Annotated in this window: 17 protein-coding genes; 8 read left to right on the top strand and 9 right to left on the bottom strand. The window is 73.3% G+C overall.

From position 1 onward, the window contains the following. Window positions 1–120 precede the first annotated feature (120 nt). Complete coding sequence (locus PO879_RS04505) at window positions 121–747, bottom strand: DUF4230 domain-containing protein (protein ID WP_278236732.1); 627 nt, start codon at window positions 745–747, stop codon at window positions 121–123. A 431-nt stretch (window positions 748–1178) separates the two neighbouring features. On the opposite strand from PO879_RS04505, the gene PO879_RS04500 reads away from it, so the two are divergent. The 4 genes from PO879_RS04500 to PO879_RS04485 all read left to right on the top strand — a co-directional run bounded on the left by PO879_RS04500 (window position 1179) and on the right by PO879_RS04485 (window position 5806). Beyond that, on the top strand, window positions 1179–3581 hold the full coding sequence (locus PO879_RS04500) for an AAA family ATPase (RefSeq protein ID WP_278236731.1): 2403 nt from the start codon (window positions 1179–1181) through the stop codon (window positions 3579–3581). Window positions 3582–3689: 108 nt separating this feature from the next. After that, entirely contained in the window at window positions 3690–4133 is a 444-nt protein-coding gene (locus PO879_RS04495) for a hypothetical protein (protein WP_278236730.1), read from the top strand. Window positions 4134–4139: 6 nt separating this feature from the next. Next, on the top strand, window positions 4140–5069 hold the full coding sequence (locus PO879_RS04490; protein WP_278236729.1) for a CHAD domain-containing protein: 930 nt from the start codon (window positions 4140–4142) through the stop codon (window positions 5067–5069). Between the two features lie 263 nt (window positions 5070–5332). Continuing rightward, a complete protein-coding gene (locus tag PO879_RS04485; RefSeq protein WP_278236728.1) occupies window positions 5333–5806 on the top strand; it encodes an HNH endonuclease in 474 nt (157 codons plus the stop codon). A gap of 91 nt (window positions 5807–5897) precedes the next feature. Here PO879_RS04485 and PO879_RS04480 read toward each other — a convergent pair whose 3' ends face one another. From PO879_RS04480 to PO879_RS04460, 5 genes are all read right to left on the bottom strand, one after another. After that, complete coding sequence (locus PO879_RS04480; protein WP_278236727.1) at window positions 5898–6941, bottom strand: hypothetical protein; 1044 nt, start codon at window positions 6939–6941, stop codon at window positions 5898–5900. 55 nt (window positions 6942–6996) lie between these two features. Next, complete coding sequence (locus PO879_RS04475) at window positions 6997–7293, bottom strand: DUF3175 domain-containing protein (RefSeq protein ID WP_278236726.1); 297 nt, start codon at window positions 7291–7293, stop codon at window positions 6997–6999. Between the two features lie 9 nt (window positions 7294–7302). Further along, on the bottom strand, window positions 7303–7716 hold the full coding sequence (locus tag PO879_RS04470; RefSeq protein WP_278236725.1) for a DUF779 domain-containing protein: 414 nt from the start codon (window positions 7714–7716) through the stop codon (window positions 7303–7305). Window positions 7717–7731: 15 nt separating this feature from the next. Beyond that, window positions 7732–9255, bottom strand: a complete 1524-nt coding sequence (locus PO879_RS04465) for an aldehyde dehydrogenase family protein (protein ID WP_278236724.1) — start codon at window positions 9253–9255, stop codon at window positions 7732–7734. Window positions 9256–9389: 134 nt separating this feature from the next. Continuing rightward, window positions 9390–10673, bottom strand: coding sequence for a GAF domain-containing protein (locus PO879_RS04460; protein WP_278236723.1), 1284 nt, complete (start codon window positions 10671–10673; stop codon window positions 9390–9392). Between the two features lie 177 nt (window positions 10674–10850). Between PO879_RS04460 and PO879_RS04455 the strand changes: the two genes are divergently transcribed. The 4 genes from PO879_RS04455 (at window position 10851) to PO879_RS04440 (ending at window position 14078) form a co-directional block, all read left to right on the top strand. After that, window positions 10851–11756 carry a sulfurtransferase gene (locus PO879_RS04455; protein WP_278236722.1) on the top strand — a complete coding sequence of 302 codons (906 nt, stop codon included), beginning with the start codon at window positions 10851–10853 and terminating at the stop codon, window positions 11754–11756. 296 nt (window positions 11757–12052) lie between these two features. Continuing rightward, entirely contained in the window at window positions 12053–12511 is a 459-nt protein-coding gene (locus tag PO879_RS04450) for a SufE family protein (protein ID WP_278236721.1), read from the top strand. Between the two features lie 76 nt (window positions 12512–12587). Further along, entirely contained in the window at window positions 12588–13691 is a 1104-nt protein-coding gene (locus PO879_RS04445) for a calcium/sodium antiporter (RefSeq protein ID WP_278236720.1), read from the top strand. Window positions 13692–13703: 12 nt separating this feature from the next. Then, window positions 13704–14078 (top strand): universal stress protein, encoded by a 375-nt coding sequence (locus PO879_RS04440; protein WP_278236719.1) that lies wholly within the window; start codon window positions 13704–13706, stop codon window positions 14076–14078. Window positions 14079–14087: 9 nt separating this feature from the next. Here PO879_RS04440 and PO879_RS04435 read toward each other — a convergent pair whose 3' ends face one another. The 3 genes from PO879_RS04435 to PO879_RS04425 all read right to left on the bottom strand — a co-directional run bounded on the left by PO879_RS04435 (window position 14088) and on the right by PO879_RS04425 (window position 16997). Beyond that, window positions 14088–15257 (bottom strand): DUF2235 domain-containing protein, encoded by a 1170-nt coding sequence (locus PO879_RS04435; RefSeq protein WP_278236718.1) that lies wholly within the window; start codon window positions 15255–15257, stop codon window positions 14088–14090. Between the two features lie 100 nt (window positions 15258–15357). Further along, entirely contained in the window at window positions 15358–16119 is a 762-nt protein-coding gene (locus PO879_RS04430) for an amino acid ABC transporter ATP-binding protein (RefSeq protein ID WP_278236717.1), read from the bottom strand. After that, complete coding sequence (locus PO879_RS04425; RefSeq protein WP_278236716.1) at window positions 16116–16997, bottom strand: amino acid ABC transporter permease; 882 nt, start codon at window positions 16995–16997, stop codon at window positions 16116–16118. Before PO879_RS04425 ends, PO879_RS04430 begins: the two co-directional genes overlap by 4 nt. Window positions 16998–17009: the final 12 nt, after the last annotated feature.

Here is a 17009-nt window from a genome sequence, read left to right as displayed (position 1 = left end):
TCCGGCCACCCCTCCGGAGCCGACCTCGCGTCCCGGGCCGCTGCCCAGGGCGCCGAGCACAGCACGGCGGCCCGTCACCGACCGGTGACGGGCCGTCGTCGCGTGCTCGGCCGGCGCGCCTCACAACCGGCCGTCGTCGAACACGACCTCCACGGTCTCGTACCCCAGCCCGCCGAGCAGCGCCTCGAGCGTCTTACGCGTGTTCTCCTCGGCACGGCTCGTCAGACCGCTCGCCTCGGCCGCTTCGGTAAGCAGGCCCTCCGCCTTCAGCAGCGTCTCCTGCCGGCTGCCCACGTCGTCGGCGAAGAAGTCCTCGGCACGGTTGATCAGTCCCCGCGACTCCGAGAGCGCCCGGCTCTGCTCGAGATCGATCCGCGGCTCCGCCAGTGCCGGCTCCGGCAGCATGACCGTCGCCGTGGCCCCGTCCTCGGACACGACCACCGAGTCGTCGCCGAGCTCGCGGAAGTCCACGTACACCTCGACGGAGCCGTCCGCGAGGAAGATCGTGCGCTCCCCCATCAGCCAGTCCGGCACGTACTTCGTGTCCTGCTCCAGGTCGAGGACCACCTGGTAGCTGCCTTGAGCCGCGACGAAGCGAGCCAAGTTCTGGATGCTGACCAGCACGGGGCGTTCGGAGCGGTCGACTTCTTCGGTCTGGAAGGGGTTCAACGCCGCCGGGAGCGAGATCGCCTCGGAACGGACGGCACCCCACACGACGGCGCCCAGCAACACCAGCACGGCGACCATGCCCAGCAGAGTGCCCAGGAACGCGCGGACGAAGCCTCCGGCTCGGGAACGTGGTGGGTCTATCGCCACGACCGGCTCGATGTCGGCGACTGACGACTTCTCGGGCACCTGTTCTCCTGCCTGGCGGCTCGACTCGTGGTGCCAGATGCTCCCGGGTCCTCCGTCGTCGGTCCCGTCCCGGGCCGGTGCCCGTCAGTGCGTCTGGCGTCGTTCCCGGACAATCTAGGCCTTGTCGGTCGAGTGAATGCCTCTGCGACCGGGTGAAACGTGGTGCAGCGGTGGCCCTCTGATCGGGTGCTGGGCAGCGGATTTCACCCGCTTGCCCGGCCCGATCCCCGAGGCCGTGGGCGGTACGTTCGGCCGGGCAAAGGATCGGCGCGGACGCTGTCGGGCAGTGGCCGGCCGCACGTGCACGACGTCAGCGAGGCAGAGTGACGAACGACGACATGGTGCTCACCGACGAGTTCGAGCATGCCCTGGGCATCCTGGATGCCGGCGGCAGCCTGTTCCTGACGGGGCGCGCCGGGACGGGCAAGTCGACCCTGATCCGGCACTTCATGGCGACCACCGACCGGCGCCTCGTCGTCGCCGCGCCGACCGGCATCGCCGCGCTCAACGTCGACGGGTACACGCTGCACCGGCTGTTCGGGTTCGGCACCACGACCGGGCTCGACGACGTCCGTCACGGCGGCTACAAGCCGGGCCGGTTCGCGACGACGCTCGCGAACCTGCAGACGCTGATCGTCGACGAGGCGTCGATGGTGCGCGCCGACATGTTCGACATGATCGCCGCCGCGCTGGAGCGCTTCGGTCCGGCACCCGGGACGCCGTTCGGCGGCGTGCAGGTGGTCCTCGTCGGCGACCTGTTCCAGCTCCCGCCGGTGGTGCCCGACGGCGAGGCCGGCTACCTCGATCAGCACTACGACACGCCGTACTTCTTCTCCGCCGCGGCGTTCGATCGTGACAGATTCCCGACGGTCGCCCTGACCACGGTCTTCCGCCAGCTGGGCGACGACCGCATGACCGCGACCCTCAACGCGATCCGCGAGGGAGTCCTGCTCGAGCACACCCGCGCCGAGCTGAACGAACGCTCGGACGCGGAGTTCTCCCCGCCCGACGAGGAGTTCTGGCTGACCGTGGCGCCCACCAACCGGATCGTGGCCAAGCGCAACCGGGAGCACCTGGAGCGGCTGACCACCGAGGAGTTCACCGCGACAGCCCTCGAGTCGGGGGACCTGTCGCTCTTCGATCCGCCGGTGGAACGCCGGCTGCGGTACAAGGTCGGCGCGCAGGTCATGCTGCTCAGCAACGACCCGGCCGGCCGCTGGGCGAACGGCAGCATCGGCCGGATCCTCGACGTCGACCCGCCCGACGGCGCCGCGGTGGACGACGTGTCCGTCACCGTCGAGCTGCGCGGCGGCAGCGTGGTCGACGTCGAACCGCACACGTGGCAAGCCACGCGGCCCGTGGTCGAGGGCGGGTCGCTGCGGCACGAGGTGATCGGCACGTATACCCAGCTGCCGTTCAAGCTGGCCTGGGCGATCACGATCCACAAGAGCCAGGGGCAGACGCTCGACCGGCTCGTGGTGGACCTGACCGGCGGGGCGTTCGACTACGGCCAGGTGTACGTCGCGCTGAGCCGTTGCACGTCGTTGGACGGGCTCGTGCTGACCCGACCGGTGCTGGCCAAGGACCTCAGGACAGATCGTCGGGTCGTGCGCTTCCTGCATGCTGCGACGGCCTCGCAGCGCGAGCAGCGCTACTGCGCCGTCAGCGTGCTGGCCGTCGGGGACGAGGGTCGCCTCTCCCGGCCGCGGCCGATCGAGATCGGGGTCGCGTTCGACGACGGCACGTCCGTGAGCACGCTCGTCAACCCGCAGCGGGATCTCGGCAGCGCGCGAGCCGACCACGGCATCACCGTGGACGACGTCGTCCTGGCCCCCACGCTGGACGAGGCCTGGTCGGTGCTCGCACCACTGCTCGAAGGCTGCACACCGGTCGGCGTCGACACCGACGCGGCGTTGGGGCTCGTCGACTTCGAGCTCAAGCGGCTGGGCCGCGTCGAGCCGCTGCCGCTCGGCGTCGACCTGTCCGACGGCGAACTGACCTCCGAGGAACAACGGGCGCTCCGCACCGGGACCGCCGGCGATCGCGCCCGTGCCGCGCTGCGTGCCCACGAACGGCACGCGCTGCCTGCCGACGGCACGCCGTTCGGACGGCGCGACGACGACGCGGAGGCCACCAGCTACCTGCTGACGCGCGAGCCGGGCGCTCCCGCTCCGCGGCCTGCCGACTCACCGCACCTCGCCACGCTGCTCGACGTCAGCCAGGCGCTGAGCGCCGTCGTGCTCGACGACGGCGCGACGGCCGTTCCGACGGGAGCGCTCGCCGATCAGGCATCTTCCACGCTGCGGCGGGCCGTGGTCGACCGTCTGGCCGCTGTGGCCGAACGCTCCGCCGGGCTGCCTGTCGGCATCGTCAAGCGGTTGCGGCGGCTCGAGTCACTGCTCGACACGTCGTTCGTGGACGACGTCGTCGGCCCCTCAGGCGGCCCGGATGCGGTGGGCGAGCACTTCGGCCCGGGGGTGCGCGTCTGCTTCACCGGGGAGGCCCAGGGGCCGGACGGGTCCTCGTGGACCCGCGCCGACATGACCGACCTGGCGCTGGCCCGCGGCCTGGAACCCGTCAAGACCGTCACCAAGACCAAGTGCGACGTCCTGGTGGTCGCGGAAGCCGGCACGATGTCGGGCAAGGCACGCAAGGCGGCCGAGCTCGGTAAGCCGGTGCTGCCAGCGGAGGAGTTCTTCGCCTGGACTGGGCTCTGCGCAGGCTGAGCGTCGGCGCCGCCGACCGGTCACCCACAGGCCGCCCCGCACACCGCACGACCCCGCACCCTGTGGACAGTCCCCGCACGAGCCCCGCGACTCCGGCAGCGTCGGAGCATGGACACCACGACACCCCCGCAGCCCGTCCGCCCCGGTGACCTGGTCCTGACCGACGACGACCGGCTCGCCCTCGCCACCACCCTCTCCGCCGCGGCGCTGCCTCGATCACGCACGCTGTGCCTGACGTGGATCGATGCGGAGGACCGCGCCTCGGCCGTGGCGGTACCGGTCCGCGACGTCCCCGAGAAGCCCGACGTCGACGACGCCCGCCGCTTCGGCATGGTGATCGCCTCGGTCACGGAGCAGTCCGCCGCGGGCGGGAGCGTCGTCGCGGTCCTGTGCCGCCCCGGCGACGACACGATCACCGACGCCGACCGCGCCTGGAACGCGGCTCTGCGCGAGCAGGCGGCCACGCACGGGTTCCGGCTGCACGGCCTCTTCGTCGGCTCGGCGTCGGCGGTGCGCCCGCTCGCGATGGACGACGCCGGATGGCTAGCCTGACGGACCATGGCACCCCCTCGGAAGTCCGATCCCGCCGGCGAGGTCTTCGGCGACGTGGTGGCCGACCACGTCCGTCGCGTCGAGCAGCGCATCCCCCGGGCCCTCGCCGACGAGGACGACGCCGTGCACCGGCTGCGGACCGCCGTGCGTCGGCTGCGCACCGTCCTCGCGGTCTACCGGCCGGCGTTCGAGCGCGACCAGGTGAAGGACCTGCGCCGACGTCTCGCCGAGCTGGGCGACGTCCTCGGAGAGGCCCGCGACCTCGAGGTGCGGCGGGCGGACGTCGAGTCGGTCGGCGGCGCCGCGAGCGTCCCGCGCCAGGCCCGGGAACGGATCGTCGAGGACCTCGACCGTCAGCACGCAGCCGCCCACGCCCGGTTCGTGGAGTACGCCGGCAGCCCGACCATGGCGGTGACGACGGCGGAGCTGATCCGCTGGGTGCAGGAGCCCCCGCTCGGCAAGGCCGCCGACCGGAAGGCCGCCACGGTGGCACGCAAGCGCCTGCGCAAGGCGGTCCGCCGGGCCGAACGGGCAGCAGCCGAGCTGGATCTGGCCGCACTGACCGACGCCACGGCCGAGGACGTCGCCACGTCCGAGAACCTCGAGGACCTGCTGGCCCGCGCCCACGAGGTGCGCAAGGCCGGCCGACGCGTCTCCCAGGCGACCCGCGCGGTGACGCGCAGCCCCACCAGGGTGCTGGGATCGTCGGCCAAGGACCTCGGCGCCGCCGGCAAGACGATCCAGTCGACGCTCGGGGACCATCGCGACGCGATGCTGCTCGCGACCCTCGCGCGCGAGCACGCCGACCGGGCGGAGGCCGCCGGGGAGGACCGCGGGCCGTACGACCGGCTCGCCCGAGCGGCAGTCCGGCGGGCGCGCTCAGCCCTCGAGGCCGTCCCGGAGGCGCTCGAGCACCTGCTGTCGACGACGCCGTAGCGAACGGGTCACCAGACGTCGGCAGACGTCGTCATTTTCCGCCCGAAACCGGATCTTCCAGGCTCGGCCTCGACCGATCCTGGCCAAAGCTCTGGACTTCCGGGGCCGCCCACCATATTTTTTCCGTGACAGGCGCCACATCCCGGCCTGTCCGGAGGTCCTGCCCGGATCCCCGCCGCACCCGACACCGACCCATCGAGGAGCCGCCGAGAGCGCACCGGCCCCGCCGGCCCGTGCGCACCGCACCGGAAGGGAGCAGGACCGTGGCCGACGTGCTGGTCCTCAACGCCGGCTACGAGCCGCTGCACCGTGTGTCGGTCAAGCACGCCATCACGATGCTGGTGCGCGAGGTCGCGGTGGTCGAGGAGTCGGTCGACGGGATGTCCTTCGGTCCGTACCCGCTCCCCCGCGTCCTGCGGCTCGTGCGCTACGTCGCGATGCGGTGGCTGTACCGCGGCGGGCGACCCACCGTCACCAAGGACGGCGTGAAGCGGCGCGACGGCGCGTGCGCCTACTGCGGCGGGCCGGCCCAGACGGTCGACCACGTGGTGCCCCGGTCCCGCGGCGGCGACAGCTCGTGGCTGAACCTCGTCGCGGCCTGCCGCGCCTGCAACCACCGCAAGGCGAACCGGACACCGCTCGAGGCCGGGATGCCCCTGCGGCTCACACCGCGCATCCCGACCCCCGAGCACGGGATGGTCCGGCGACGCCCGCGCGCACGGCCGCTCGCCGCCTGACCGGTCAGGCCCACCGGCCGACCGGTCAGGCCCACCGGCCGACCGGTCAGGCCGACCGGTCAGGCCGGCCGGTCAGGCCGGCCGGCAGGGCTCAGATCCCGTGCGTCGGCTCCCAGCGACCGTCGGTCTCGGGTGCCGGCTCGGTGGCCGAGCCCGCGGTCAGCGGGTCGTCCTGCACCGTCGCCATGGCACCGGTGACCGGCTGCGGGACGGCGGGGCCGTCGGCGTCGAGCATCCGCGAGGCGACCACGGTGCTGCCGAAGTTGGCGTGGCAGTCGGTGCAGTACCACTCCGGCGTCGGCACCGGGACCTCGAACCCGCCGTAGACGACGTCCGGCTCGGCACTGACGACGTCGTCGGAGAAGGTCATGCCCCACACGATGCGCTTGGTCTTGCCGCGCACACCGCAGCCGGGGCACTGCGGTCGCAGCCGGTTGCGCTGCGCGATCACCGAGTGCTCGTGCATCAGCTCGTGGCAGTGCGCGCACAGCAGGTGAATGTCGCGGATGACCTGCTCCAGCGTGCGGCCGCCGGCCGTCGTCGTGCCCAGGCGCACGGCACCGTCGTCGTGCGCCTGCATCTCGCGCACGTCGACGAACTGCTCGCAGGTGGCGCAGCGCTCCTCGCGGCGCAGCGCCCACCCGGTCACGGCCCGGTGGCCGATGATGCGCAGCGCGTGCACGTCCGGGGCGGCGTCCCCGGCCCCGCAGTCGCCCGGGTCGATGGTGTGCACCGGACCGTCGTGGAACTGGTTCGCGACGCCGTCGAGCACGGCGCGAGCGTGCTCGGCGGGCAGCCAGCCCGAGGAGCCGATGTAGGAGTCGGCGCCGTCGAACAGGTCCGCCCACACGATGGGCCGGTCGGGGCCGAAGAGCTCGTCGGTGACCCAGGAGTCGCCGTCGGAGGACCCCATGAGCTCCACCGCCGCCACGACACCGGCGTCGCCCAGCACGGTCACGACGACGTCGCCGCGCTTGGGGCCGTCGGGCCCGCCGGGCAGGTGGTGCTCACGAGAACGCGTCGCGATGGCGACGGACTCGCGCAGCCAGTCGGTGGACCAGTTCAGGTACACGGACGGCACGAGCCACGCCGGGAGCGACGACACGGACGGGAGGGCCTCTGGTTCGGTGCTCACGGCATGCAACATAGCGGGTCGACGGCGCCGCGCGACACCCCGACCCGTGCTCTGCTCACTCCCGCCCGTACAGGCGCCGCAGCTCGACCTTGGCCTGCTCGAGGACCTCGCGCCGCTCGGGCGGCAGGGTGCGGCCCGCCCGGTTGAGGTAGAACGTCAGCATCGACATCGCCGAGGCGTACGGCGAGGTCTTGCGCCGTTCGCTGGCCTCGGCCGACCGGCGCAGCGACTCGGCGATCCGCGCCGGGTCGTCGAGCGTGAAGACGTCCTGCTCGAGGTCGAGGGCGTCGGAGTGCTCGGTGACGTCCTGCGACCACCGTGCGCCGTGGCCGCCGTCGTGCGCGGGTGCCATCCCTCGACGCTACCCCCGGGCCGGGCCCAGCGTCGCGAGCTCGGCGTCGGTGAGCAGCCGCGAGCGGATGAGGAACCGCACCCCCTCCGGCGCCTCCACGCTGAACCCGGCACCGCGGCCGGGCACGACGTCGATCGTCAGGTGGGTGTGGCTCCAGTACTCGAACTGCGCGCGGCTCATCCAGACCGGCACGACGAACTCCTCGCCGTCGTCGGAGAGCGAGAGGTCGCCCAGGTGGACGTCAGCGTCCGAGGTGAGGAAGTCGCCGGCCGGGTAGCACATGGGGCTCGACCCGTCGCAGCAGCCGCCGGACTGGTGGAACATCAGGTCGCCGTGACGACGCCGCAGCCGAGCCAGGAGCTCGGCTGCGGCGTCGGTGACGGCGACGCGGGCGGGTCGCTCGGACCCGTCGTCGTCGATCATCACGCCCCCTGCGGTCTAGAAGAACCCGTCCCGCACGCCGGAGTAGCTGACGAGCAGGTTCTTCGTCTGCTGGTAGTGGTCGAGCATCATCTTGTGGTTCTCGCGCCCGACGCCGGACCCCTTGTACCCGCCGAACGCCGCCGCCGCCGGGTAGGCGTGGTAGCAGTTCGTCCAGATCCGGCCGGCCTCGATGTCCCGCCCGGCCCGGTACGCCGTCGTGCCGTTGCGGGTCCACACCCCGGCGCCGAGCCCGTAGAGGGTGTCGTTGGCGGTCTTGATCGCGTCGTCGTAGTCGGCGAAGTCGGTCACCGAGACCACGGGCCCGAAGATCTCCTCCTGGAAGATGCGCATCGAGTTCTTGCCCTCGAACACCGTCGGCTGCACGTAGTAGCCGCCGGACAGGTCCCCGCCGAGGTCGGCGCGTGCGCCGCCCGTGAGGATCTTGGCGCCCTCGGCCTGGCCGATGTCGATGTAGGACAGGATCTTCTCGAGCTGGTCGTTGCTGGCCTGCGCCCCGACCATCGTCTCGGTGTCCAGGGGGTTGCCCTGGATCGCCGCCTCGGTGCGCTTGAGGGCGTCGCCGACGAACTGGTCGTAGATGTCGGACTGGATGAGCGCCCGCGACGGGCACGTGCAGACCTCGCCCTGGTTGAAGGCGAACATCGTGAAGCCCTCGAGGGCCTTGTCGTAGAAGTCGTCGTGCGCGGCCGCGACGTCGGAGAAGAACACGTTCGGGCTCTTGCCGCCGAGCTCGAGGGTCACCGGGATGATGTTGGCCGAGGCGTACTGCATGATCAGCCGGCCCGTCGTCGTCTCGCCGGTGAAGGCGATCTTGCGGATCCGCGACGACGACGCGAGCGGCTTGCCCGCCTCGGCCCCGAACCCGTTGACGACGTTGACGACGCCCGGCGGCAGCAGGTCGCCGATGATGTCCATCAGGTACAGGATCGAGGCCGGGGTCTGCTCGGCCGGCTTGAGCACGACGGCGTTGCCCGCCGCGAGGGCCGGGGCCAGCTTCCAGGTGGCCATGAGGATCGGGAAGTTCCACGGGATGATCTGCCCGACGACGCCGAGCGGCTCGTGGAAGTGGTAGGCGATGGTGTCGCCGTCGATCTCGGAGATCGAGCCCTCCTGGGCGCGGATCGCGCCGGCGAAGTACCGGAAGTGGTCGACGGCCAGCGGGATGTCGGCGCCGAGCGTCTCGCGCACGGCCTTGCCGTTCTCCCAGCTCTCGGCGACGGCGATCTTCTCGAGGTTGGCCTCGATACGGTCGGCGATGGCGTTGAGGACGTTGGCGCGCTCGGTGACGGACGTACGGCCCCAGGCGGGGGCGGCGCCGTGCGCGGCGTCCAGCGCGCGCTCGATGTCCTCGGCGTTGCCGCGGGCGACCTCGCAGAAGGTCTGCCCGGTGACGGGGGTGGGGTTCTCGAAGTACTCCCCGCTCGCCGGGGGGACGTACTCGCCGCCGATCCAGTGGTCGTACCGGCTGCGGAACTCCACGATCGACCCGGTCCGTCCCGGTGGGGTGTAGACGGTCATGGTGTGCTGCCTCCTCGCAGTGCGACGACGCCTCGTCGCGTCGTGGGCACGACGTTAGGCAGGCAGCGTTGCAGCGGCGTTGCAGCCCTGCGGGCGGTCGGCCGGCGGTCAGGCGTGCTCGGCGCAGCGCCGGTTCAACGCAGCGCGGCGTCGACGACGGCGAGGTGGGCCCGGGCTCGGGCCCACCGGGGTCCGCCGGGTTCCGAGCGGGCCACGAGCGCGCGCCAGGCCTCGACGTCGTCGGCGCCGTCGTCGGTCCGTGTCCAGGCGTCCAGCACGGCGGGATCGGCGGTGCCGAGCACGGCGGAGCGGAGCTCGGCGGACAGCTCGACCCGGATCCGTTCGACGCCGGGGGCGAAGGACCGCGGCAGCAGCGGTCCGGTGTAGGCGGCCACGGCGGCGGCGACGTCCCCGGCGGCCAGGCGCTCGCGCACGACGTCGACGTCGCGGCGCACGCCGGGGGCGAGCTGGTAGGGCCGCGACCCGGTCACGAGGCTCCCGGCGGCGCGGCGCAGGCGGGAGATCTCGGCGCGGACCGTCACCTCGGACAGCTCGCCGGGGTGCAGCAGCACGGCGAGCTCCTCGGCGGTCAGGCCCCGGGGGTGCTCGCCGAGCAGGGCCAGGATCTCGGCGTGCCGGCCGGAGAGGCGGTGCTCGCCGTCGGCCGCCTGCCACGCGGGGCTGCCGAGCAGCCGGACGGTGGGGCCGACGCCGCCGGCCGCCGCGCGGGCGGCGCCGTCGCGGGCGGCGAGCTCGCGCTCGAGGCTGGCCACGGTGGCACGTACGAGGGACAGGGCCACGTGCGAGCCGGCGGCACGTCCCCCGGTGACGTCGAGGACACCGAGGACGCGCCCGTCGGGGCCCTGGATCGGTGCGGCGGCGCAGTTGAGGCGCTGGACCGGGCGGGAGAAGTGCTCGGCGCCGAGCACCTGGACCGGCCGCCGGGTGGCCAGGGCCGTGCCGGGGGCGTTGGTGCCCACGTCCTCCTCGCGCCAGACGGCCCCGGCGACGAACCCCACGCTCTCCGCGGTCCCCCGCGTGCGGGTGTCGCCCTCGACCCACAGCAGGCGTCCGGTGTCGTCCGAGACGGCCACGACGAGCCCGTCGTCGCGGGCGGCCTCGCCGACGAGGTCGCGCACGGCAGGCATGAGGGCGGCCAGCGGGTGGGCGGCGCGGTAGGCCTCGAGCTCGTCGGCGGCGAGCCCGAGCGTGACGCGCGGGGTGTCGGGGTCGACGCCGCAGGACCGGCTGCGCCGCCACGACGCGGCGACCAACGGGTCCAGCCCGGCCGGGAGCGCGCCGGTGTCGAGGAACGTGTCGTAGGCGCTGCGCACGGACCGTCGGTCGCGGCGGACCGGGACGGCGGGCGAGAGCGCGCGGGCGAGGTCGCCGTGCGGTGTGGCGGGCCGATGCCCCATGGAGCCTCCGACGTCGTTGTCCGGTGGTGCAGACAGTGTAGATCGGCGGGAGGCGGCCGAGGCGGGCCACGCCGCACGTCGTCTCACATGCTGGTCCCACATGGTGGAACTGCGGTGTCCGGGCTGGTCGTCCGCGGCCTAGGGTGAGGCCCGGACCATCCCGGACCAGGAGGAATCATGCCCGCACCGCTCGACCCCACCCCGCGGCTCCAGGAGTACGCCCACCCGGAGCGCCTCGTCACCACCGAGTGGCTCGCCGAGCACCGCGACGACCCGGGCCTCGTGGTCGTCGAGTCCGACGAGGACGTGCTCCTGTACGAGACCGGCCACATCCCCGGCGCCGTGAAGGTCGACTGGCACACCGACCTGCTGCTGCCCGTCGAGCGCGACTACCTCGACGGCCCCGGCTTCGCCGAGCTCCTCGGCTCCAAGGGCATCGCCCGTGACACGACCATCGTGCTCTACGGCGACAAGAACAACTGGTGGGCCGCGTACACCGCCTGGGTCTTCACCCTCTTCGGCCACGCCGACGTCCGACTCCTCGACGGCGGCCGCAACCTGTGGGTGGCCGAGGGCCGCGAGCTCACCACCGACGCCCCGACCCCGACGCCGGCCGAGTACCCGGCCGTCGAGCGCGACGACGTCACCTTCCGCGCCTTCAAGGAGGACGTGCTCGCCCACCTGGGCCACGGCCCGCTCGTGGACATCCGCTCGCCGCAGGAGTTCACCGGCGAGCGGCTGCACATCCCCGACTACCCGGAGGAGGGCGTGCTGCGCGGCGGGCACATCCCCACCGCGCACAACGTGCCGTGGGCCACCGCCGTGTCCGAGGATGGCACGTACAAGCCCCGGGCCGAGCTCGAGGCGATCTACCAGGCGGGCGGCCTCGGGATCACCGACGAGGACAAGGTCATCACGTACTGCCGGATCGGCGAGCGGTCCAGCCACACGTGGTTCGCCCTGCACTTCCTGCTCGGCATCCCGGACGTGCGCAACTACGACGGCTCCTGGACCGAGTGGGGCAACGCGGTGCGCGTGCCGATCGTCGCGGGCGAGGAGTCCGGCGAGGCTCCCGCGGCCTGACCCTCCTCCCCCGGAGGCCCGCACTCCCCCGGCGCTCCCCCGGCGAGGTAGGCATCCTTCCCGCGAGGTAGGCAACCCCGGGCCGAGGTAGGCAACCCCGGGCCGAGGTAGGCAACCCCGGGCCGAGGTAGGCAACTTCTCGGCGAGGTAGGCGGCTCGCCTACCTCGCCGAGAAGTTGCCTACCTCGCGGGACCGTTGCCTACCTCGCGGGACCGTTGCCTACCTCGCGGGACCGTTGCCTACCTCGCGGGACCGTTGCCTACCTCGCGGACGCACGCTACGAGAGACTGGACCCATGACCGACGACGCCGCGCAGCCCACGCCCGAGCTCCCCGAGCAGCTCGCCGAGATCCGCGAGGACTTCCTCGCCCTGACCGAGTCCGAACGGCTGCAGCTCCTGCTCGAGTTCTCCCGCGAGCTGCCGGACCTGCCCGCCCGGTACGCCGACTCGCCCGCCCTGCTGGAGAAGGTCGAGGAGTGCCAGTCCCCCGTGCACGCCTTCGCCGAGGTCAGCGACGGCGTCGTGCACTTCCACGCCACCGCGCCCCCGGAGGCCCCCACGACGCGCGGGTTCGCCTCGATCCTCGCCCAGGGGCTGTCCGGGCTCACGCCCCGGCAGGTCCTGGACGTCCCCGAGGACTTCCCCCTGCAGCTCGGTCTGACCCGGGCTGTCTCCGCGCTGCGGCTCAACGGGATGACGGGCATGCTCACCCGCGCCAAGCGCCAGATCGTCGAGCAGCTCGCCGCCGCCTGACCCGGCGCGTCGCACACCGCCCGCCCCGGCGCCCCGCGACCGGCCCGCCGAGGACCGGACCCGTACCCTGAACCCCGTGAGCCTCGTCAGCGTCCTGCTCCTGCTCGCCGGGTTCGTGCTGCTCGTCGGCGGCGGCGAGGCCCTCGTCCGCGGGGCGGCGTCGCTGGCCCGCACCCTGGGCATGTCCGCCCTCGTCGTCGGCCTGACCGTCGTCTCCTTCGCGACCTCCAGCCCCGAGCTGGCCGTCAGCGCCGGTTCCGCCCTGACCGGCTCGCCCGGGCTCGCCGTCGGCAACGTCGTCGGCAGCAACATCGCCAACATCCTGCTCGTGCTCGGGGTCGCGGCGATCGTCGTCCCGCTGGCGGTCACGCACCGCCTGGTGCGTACGGACATCCCCGTGATGGTCGGGATGTCCGTCCTCGCGCTCGTGCTGTCCCTCGACGGGACGATCAGCACCACCGACGGCGTCCTCCTGCTCGGCCTGCTCGCCGCCTACCTGGCCGTGACCACGATCGTCGCCCGCCGCGCGCAGACCGACCTGCCGCGCGAGACCGCCGACGACGACTCCCTCGCCCGGTTCCGCACCAGCCGGGCCCGGTCGGTGGGGATCGACGTGGCGCTCGTGGCCGTCGGGGTGGCGCTGCTGGTCGTCGGCGCCCGCTTCCTCGTGGACGGGGCCACGCAGATCGCCTCCGCGTTCGGCGTGAGCGACCTGGTGATCGGCCTCACCGTCGTCGCGATCGGCACCTCCCTGCCCGAGCTCGCCACCAGCGTCATCGCCGTGCGCCGCGGCGAGCAGGAGATGGCCGTGGGCAACATCGTCGGCAGCAACATCTTCAACATCGGCGCGGTCCTCGGTCTGACCGCCGTCGTCGCGCCGGGCGGCATCGACGTCGCCCCGGCCGCCGTGAACCTCGACCTGCCGGTGATGATCGCCGTGGCGCTGGTCCTGCTCCCCGTCGCGTTCACCGGGCAGGCGGTCGTGCGCTGGGAGGGCGTGCTGTTCGTCGTCCTCTACGTGACCTACCTCGCCTACGTGCTGCTCGCCGCCACCGACCACGACGCCCAGGGCCCCTTCGGCGGCGCGATGTTCGGCTTCGTGCTCCCGGTCACCGGCGTGTGGCTCGTGGCGCTCGCGGCCTACGAGCTCGGACTGCGCCGCGGCCGCCGTCAGGTGTGACACAGTGGGCACATGACGGTGCTCGTGGCCTATCGCGCCTGCCCGCACGGCGAGGCAGCTGTCCGGACCGCGCTGGAGGAGTCGCGTCGACGCGACCTGCCGCTCCAGGTGCTCGTGCTCGACGAGCAGGATCCCGACGCCGGCCCCTCGGCCGCGCTCGCCGCCGTCCTCGGCGACGCCGCCGTGGAGATCGCCTACCGGGACGAGCACACCGAGCCCGCGGACGCGATACTGGACCGCGCGGACGACGTCGGGGCGAGCCTCGTCGTCGTGGGCTCGCGCAAGCGCTCCAGCCAGGGCACGTTCCTCATGGGCACGACGACGCAGCGCGTGCTGCTCGACGCCTCCGTGCCGGTCCTCGTGGTCAAGGACGCCTACGACTCCTGAGCGGGTCCGTCAGCGCACGACCAGCCGCCGCTCGTCGTCGCGCCACGCCTCGACGGGCACGGCGGGCACCTGGTCCACACCGCCGGCCTCGTCCACCCAGCGCTGCAGGTTCGGCGCGTGCTCGGCGTACCCGTCGCGCTCCACGTAGCGCACGACGGGCCCGGCGACGCACACCCCGTCGCCCCACACCCCGCCGTCCCGGCGGGCGAGCACGCGCAGGCCGTGGCGGAAGACCTCCCGGCCATCCACGCTCCCGCTGCCCGGCAGCAGGCGCTTGGCCCGGTTGATCAGCCGGAACAGCAGCCGGGGCCGCACGTCCAGGACGAGCTCCTCCTGGTGCGTGCACTGCGACGACCACAGCGCGTCGTCGACGACGACGCCGACCTTGCGCAGCTCGTCCACCATCCACTCCAGCGCGGCGTCGGACAGCCCGCACCGCGGTCCGCCGCCCCCCACGTCGCCGTGGCCGCCGACGAACCAGACCTGCTGGACGCGGCCCTCCGGGCTGTCGGCCGGGACCTCCCACAGGCACGGCGCGTAGGACAGCCGGCGCTCGTCGACCGCGAGGGCCTGCCGCGCCACCTCGACGTCGTCGCCGAGCCGGACGTCGTGGAACCGGTAGCGGCGCCGCGTGAGCCCGGGGACGCCGAGGGTGCCGACGGTGTCGAAGACGCCCAGGAACCGCACCGGCGTCCCGGCGTCGCCGCCGTGCGAGTGCTCGCGCCGGAAGGCGGCGCGCTTCTCCTCGCGGGCGAGGCGCGCGGCGTCGTCGTCGGCCGGCTCGCGGTACAGGCGCACGGCGTCGTGCAGCGCACCGGCCGCGAGCGCCTCGCGGGTCAGGAGGCCGACGGCCCCGACCATGCCGACCACGCTGCGCGCGGTGTAGGCGCCGCGGGAGTAGCCGAGGACGACGATCTCGTCGCCGGGCGCGTAGTTCATCGCCAGGAACCGGTAGCCCTCGACGACGTTCTGGGTCAGCCCCGAGCCGAACGCGCCCCCGAGGACCTTGTCGAGGAGGTACCCCTGCGAGCCCACCCCACCGAGGTACTCGACGATCTGGACGACACCGTCGGCGACCGGGCCGCGGTCCAGGACGCGGGCGATCTTCTCGACGTTGGACACGTACTGGTTCGCCGCGTGGTTCCAGGTCCCGTCGCAGCACAGGATCAGGCGCTTCATCGTCACCACTCCCCTCGCCTACCCAGAGCGTCGCGCGGCGGCGGGTGATACGCACGCGCTCGCGGCGCCCGGCCCGGGTGGGGCTCGGCGCCGGCGGTCGTCAGCGCAGGCGGCGCAGGAACTCCCGGGTGCGCTCGCGCTGCGGGTCGTCGAGGACCTGGGCGGGGGTGCCCCGCTCGTGCACGCGCCCCTCGTGCAGGAAAACCACCTCGTCGGCGACCTGGCGGGCGAAGTCCATCTCGTGGGTGGCCACCAGCATCGTGGTGCCCTCGGCGCGCAGGTCCCGCAGCAGGTCCAGCACCTCGCCGACCAGCTCGGGGTCGAGGGCGGAGGTGACCTCGTCGAGCAGCAGCAGCTCGGGGCCCCCGACGAGGGCCCGGGCGATCGCCGCCCGCTGCTGCTCCCCGCCGGAGAGCTGGTCCGGGTAGCCGTCCGCCTTGTCCGCCAGCCCGACCCGGGCCAGCATCGCCCGGCCCGCCTCCTCGGCGTCGGCCCGCGGCCGGCGGTGCACCAGGCGCGGGGCCAGCGTGACGTTGTCCAGGACGGTCAGGTGCGGGAACAGGTTGTACTGCTGGAAGACCATCGCGAGCCGGGCCCGCACGGCGTCGGCGTCCACCCACGGGTCGGCGACGTCGACGCCGTCGAGGAGCACCTGGCCGTCGTCGACGTCCTCGAGCAGGTCGACGACCCGCAGGAGCGTCGACTTGCCGGACCCGGAGGAGCCGACCAGCACCACGCACTGGTGCTCGGCCACGTCCAGGTCGATGCCGTCCAGCACGACGCGGCGACCCGCGCGTCGGCCCGGACCGGCGGGGAAGGACTTGCGCACCTCGCGCAGGCTGAGCAGCGGCGCCGCGGTCATCGGACCACCCCCGCCCCGCTGACGCCGCGCAGCGAGCCGCGCCAGCCCTGGCGCGCCGACCAGGCGTCCACGAGCCGGGTCAGCGGGATCGAGACCAGCAGGAACAGCGCGCCCGCGACCACGTACGGCGTGAAGTTGTAGTCGCCGGTGGTGGCGATCTGCGCGGCCCGGATCGCGTCCACGGCGCCGAGGATCGAGATCAGCCCGGAGTCCTTCTGCAGGGAGACCAGCATGCTCGCCACGGGCGCCGAGACGTTCCGGACCGCCTGCGGCAGCACGACCCGGCGCACCGTCTGGCCGCGGGTCAGGCCCAGCGACCGGGCGGCGGCCACCTGCGAGGGGTGCAACGCCTCGATCCCGGAGCGGAAGATCTCGGCGAGGTAGGCGGTGTAGGTGAGCACGATGGCCAGGCCCCCGAGGAACGCCGCGCTGACCGGCAGCCACTCCAGCCGCAGGGCCGGCAGCCCGAACCCGACCAGCAGCAGCACCAGCAGCACCGGCACGCCGCGGAAGACGTCGACGTAGAGCACCGTCAGCACCCGCACGGGGAACAGCGCGGGCAGCCGCGAGGTGCGCACGACGGCGAGGAGCAGCCCGACGGTCAGTCCGACGACGGAGGCCACGACCCACACGCGCAGGTTCAGCCAGAGCCCCTCGGCGACCTCGGGCAGGACCTCCCAGGCCCGCTCCGGGGAGAAGAACGCCTCCCGGGCCCGCTCCCAGCCGGGGGCCGTGGTGACGACGGCGACGACGGCGGCGAGCACGACGGCGGTCGCCACCGCGGCCACGAGCAGGGCACGGCGGTGCTGGGCCCGGCGGTAGTCCTGCCGGGCCCGGGCCCGCGCCGACGGCGGTCGGCCCTGGTTCGCGCCGCTCATGCCCGCCGCGCG

This window comes from Isoptericola sp. AK164 (assembly GCF_029643425.1).
Taxonomy (GTDB): Bacteria; Actinomycetota; Actinomycetes; order Actinomycetales; family Cellulomonadaceae; genus Isoptericola; species Isoptericola haloaureus.
This window is presented reverse-complemented; position numbering and strand designations above follow the sequence as displayed.

What these genes read in the sequence shown, in the direction of transcription:
- PO879_RS04455 (WP_278236722.1), top strand. Translation starts at nt 10,851, where the DNA reads ATGCCCGCACCGCTCGACCCCACCCCGCGGCTCCAGGAGTACGCCCAC.
- PO879_RS04440 (WP_278236719.1), top strand. Translation starts at nt 13,704, where the DNA reads ATGACGGTGCTCGTGGCCTATCGCGCCTGCCCGCACGGCGAGGCAGCT.
- PO879_RS04505 (WP_278236732.1), bottom strand. Translation starts at nt 747, where the DNA reads ATGGTCGCCGTGCTGGTGTTGCTGGGCGCCGTCGTGTGGGGTGCCGTC.
- PO879_RS04450 (WP_278236721.1), top strand. Translation starts at nt 12,053, where the DNA reads ATGACCGACGACGCCGCGCAGCCCACGCCCGAGCTCCCCGAGCAGCTC.
- PO879_RS04460 (WP_278236723.1), bottom strand. Translation starts at nt 10,673, where the DNA reads ATGGGGCATCGGCCCGCCACACCGCACGGCGACCTCGCCCGCGCGCTC.
- PO879_RS04490 (WP_278236729.1), top strand. Translation starts at nt 4,140, where the DNA reads ATGGCACCCCCTCGGAAGTCCGATCCCGCCGGCGAGGTCTTCGGCGAC.
- PO879_RS04470 (WP_278236725.1), bottom strand. Translation starts at nt 7,716, where the DNA reads ATGATCGACGACGACGGGTCCGAGCGACCCGCCCGCGTCGCCGTCACC.
- PO879_RS04495 (WP_278236730.1), top strand. Translation starts at nt 3,690, where the DNA reads ATGGACACCACGACACCCCCGCAGCCCGTCCGCCCCGGTGACCTGGTC.
- PO879_RS04430 (WP_278236717.1), bottom strand. Translation starts at nt 16,119, where the DNA reads ATGACCGCGGCGCCGCTGCTCAGCCTGCGCGAGGTGCGCAAGTCCTTC.
- PO879_RS04435 (WP_278236718.1), bottom strand. Translation starts at nt 15,257, where the DNA reads ATGAAGCGCCTGATCCTGTGCTGCGACGGGACCTGGAACCACGCGGCG.
- PO879_RS04465 (WP_278236724.1), bottom strand. Translation starts at nt 9,255, where the DNA reads ATGACCGTCTACACCCCACCGGGACGGACCGGGTCGATCGTGGAGTTC.
- PO879_RS04475 (WP_278236726.1), bottom strand. Translation starts at nt 7,293, where the DNA reads ATGGCACCCGCGCACGACGGCGGCCACGGCGCACGGTGGTCGCAGGAC.
- PO879_RS04425 (WP_278236716.1), bottom strand. Translation starts at nt 16,997, where the DNA reads ATGAGCGGCGCGAACCAGGGCCGACCGCCGTCGGCGCGGGCCCGGGCC.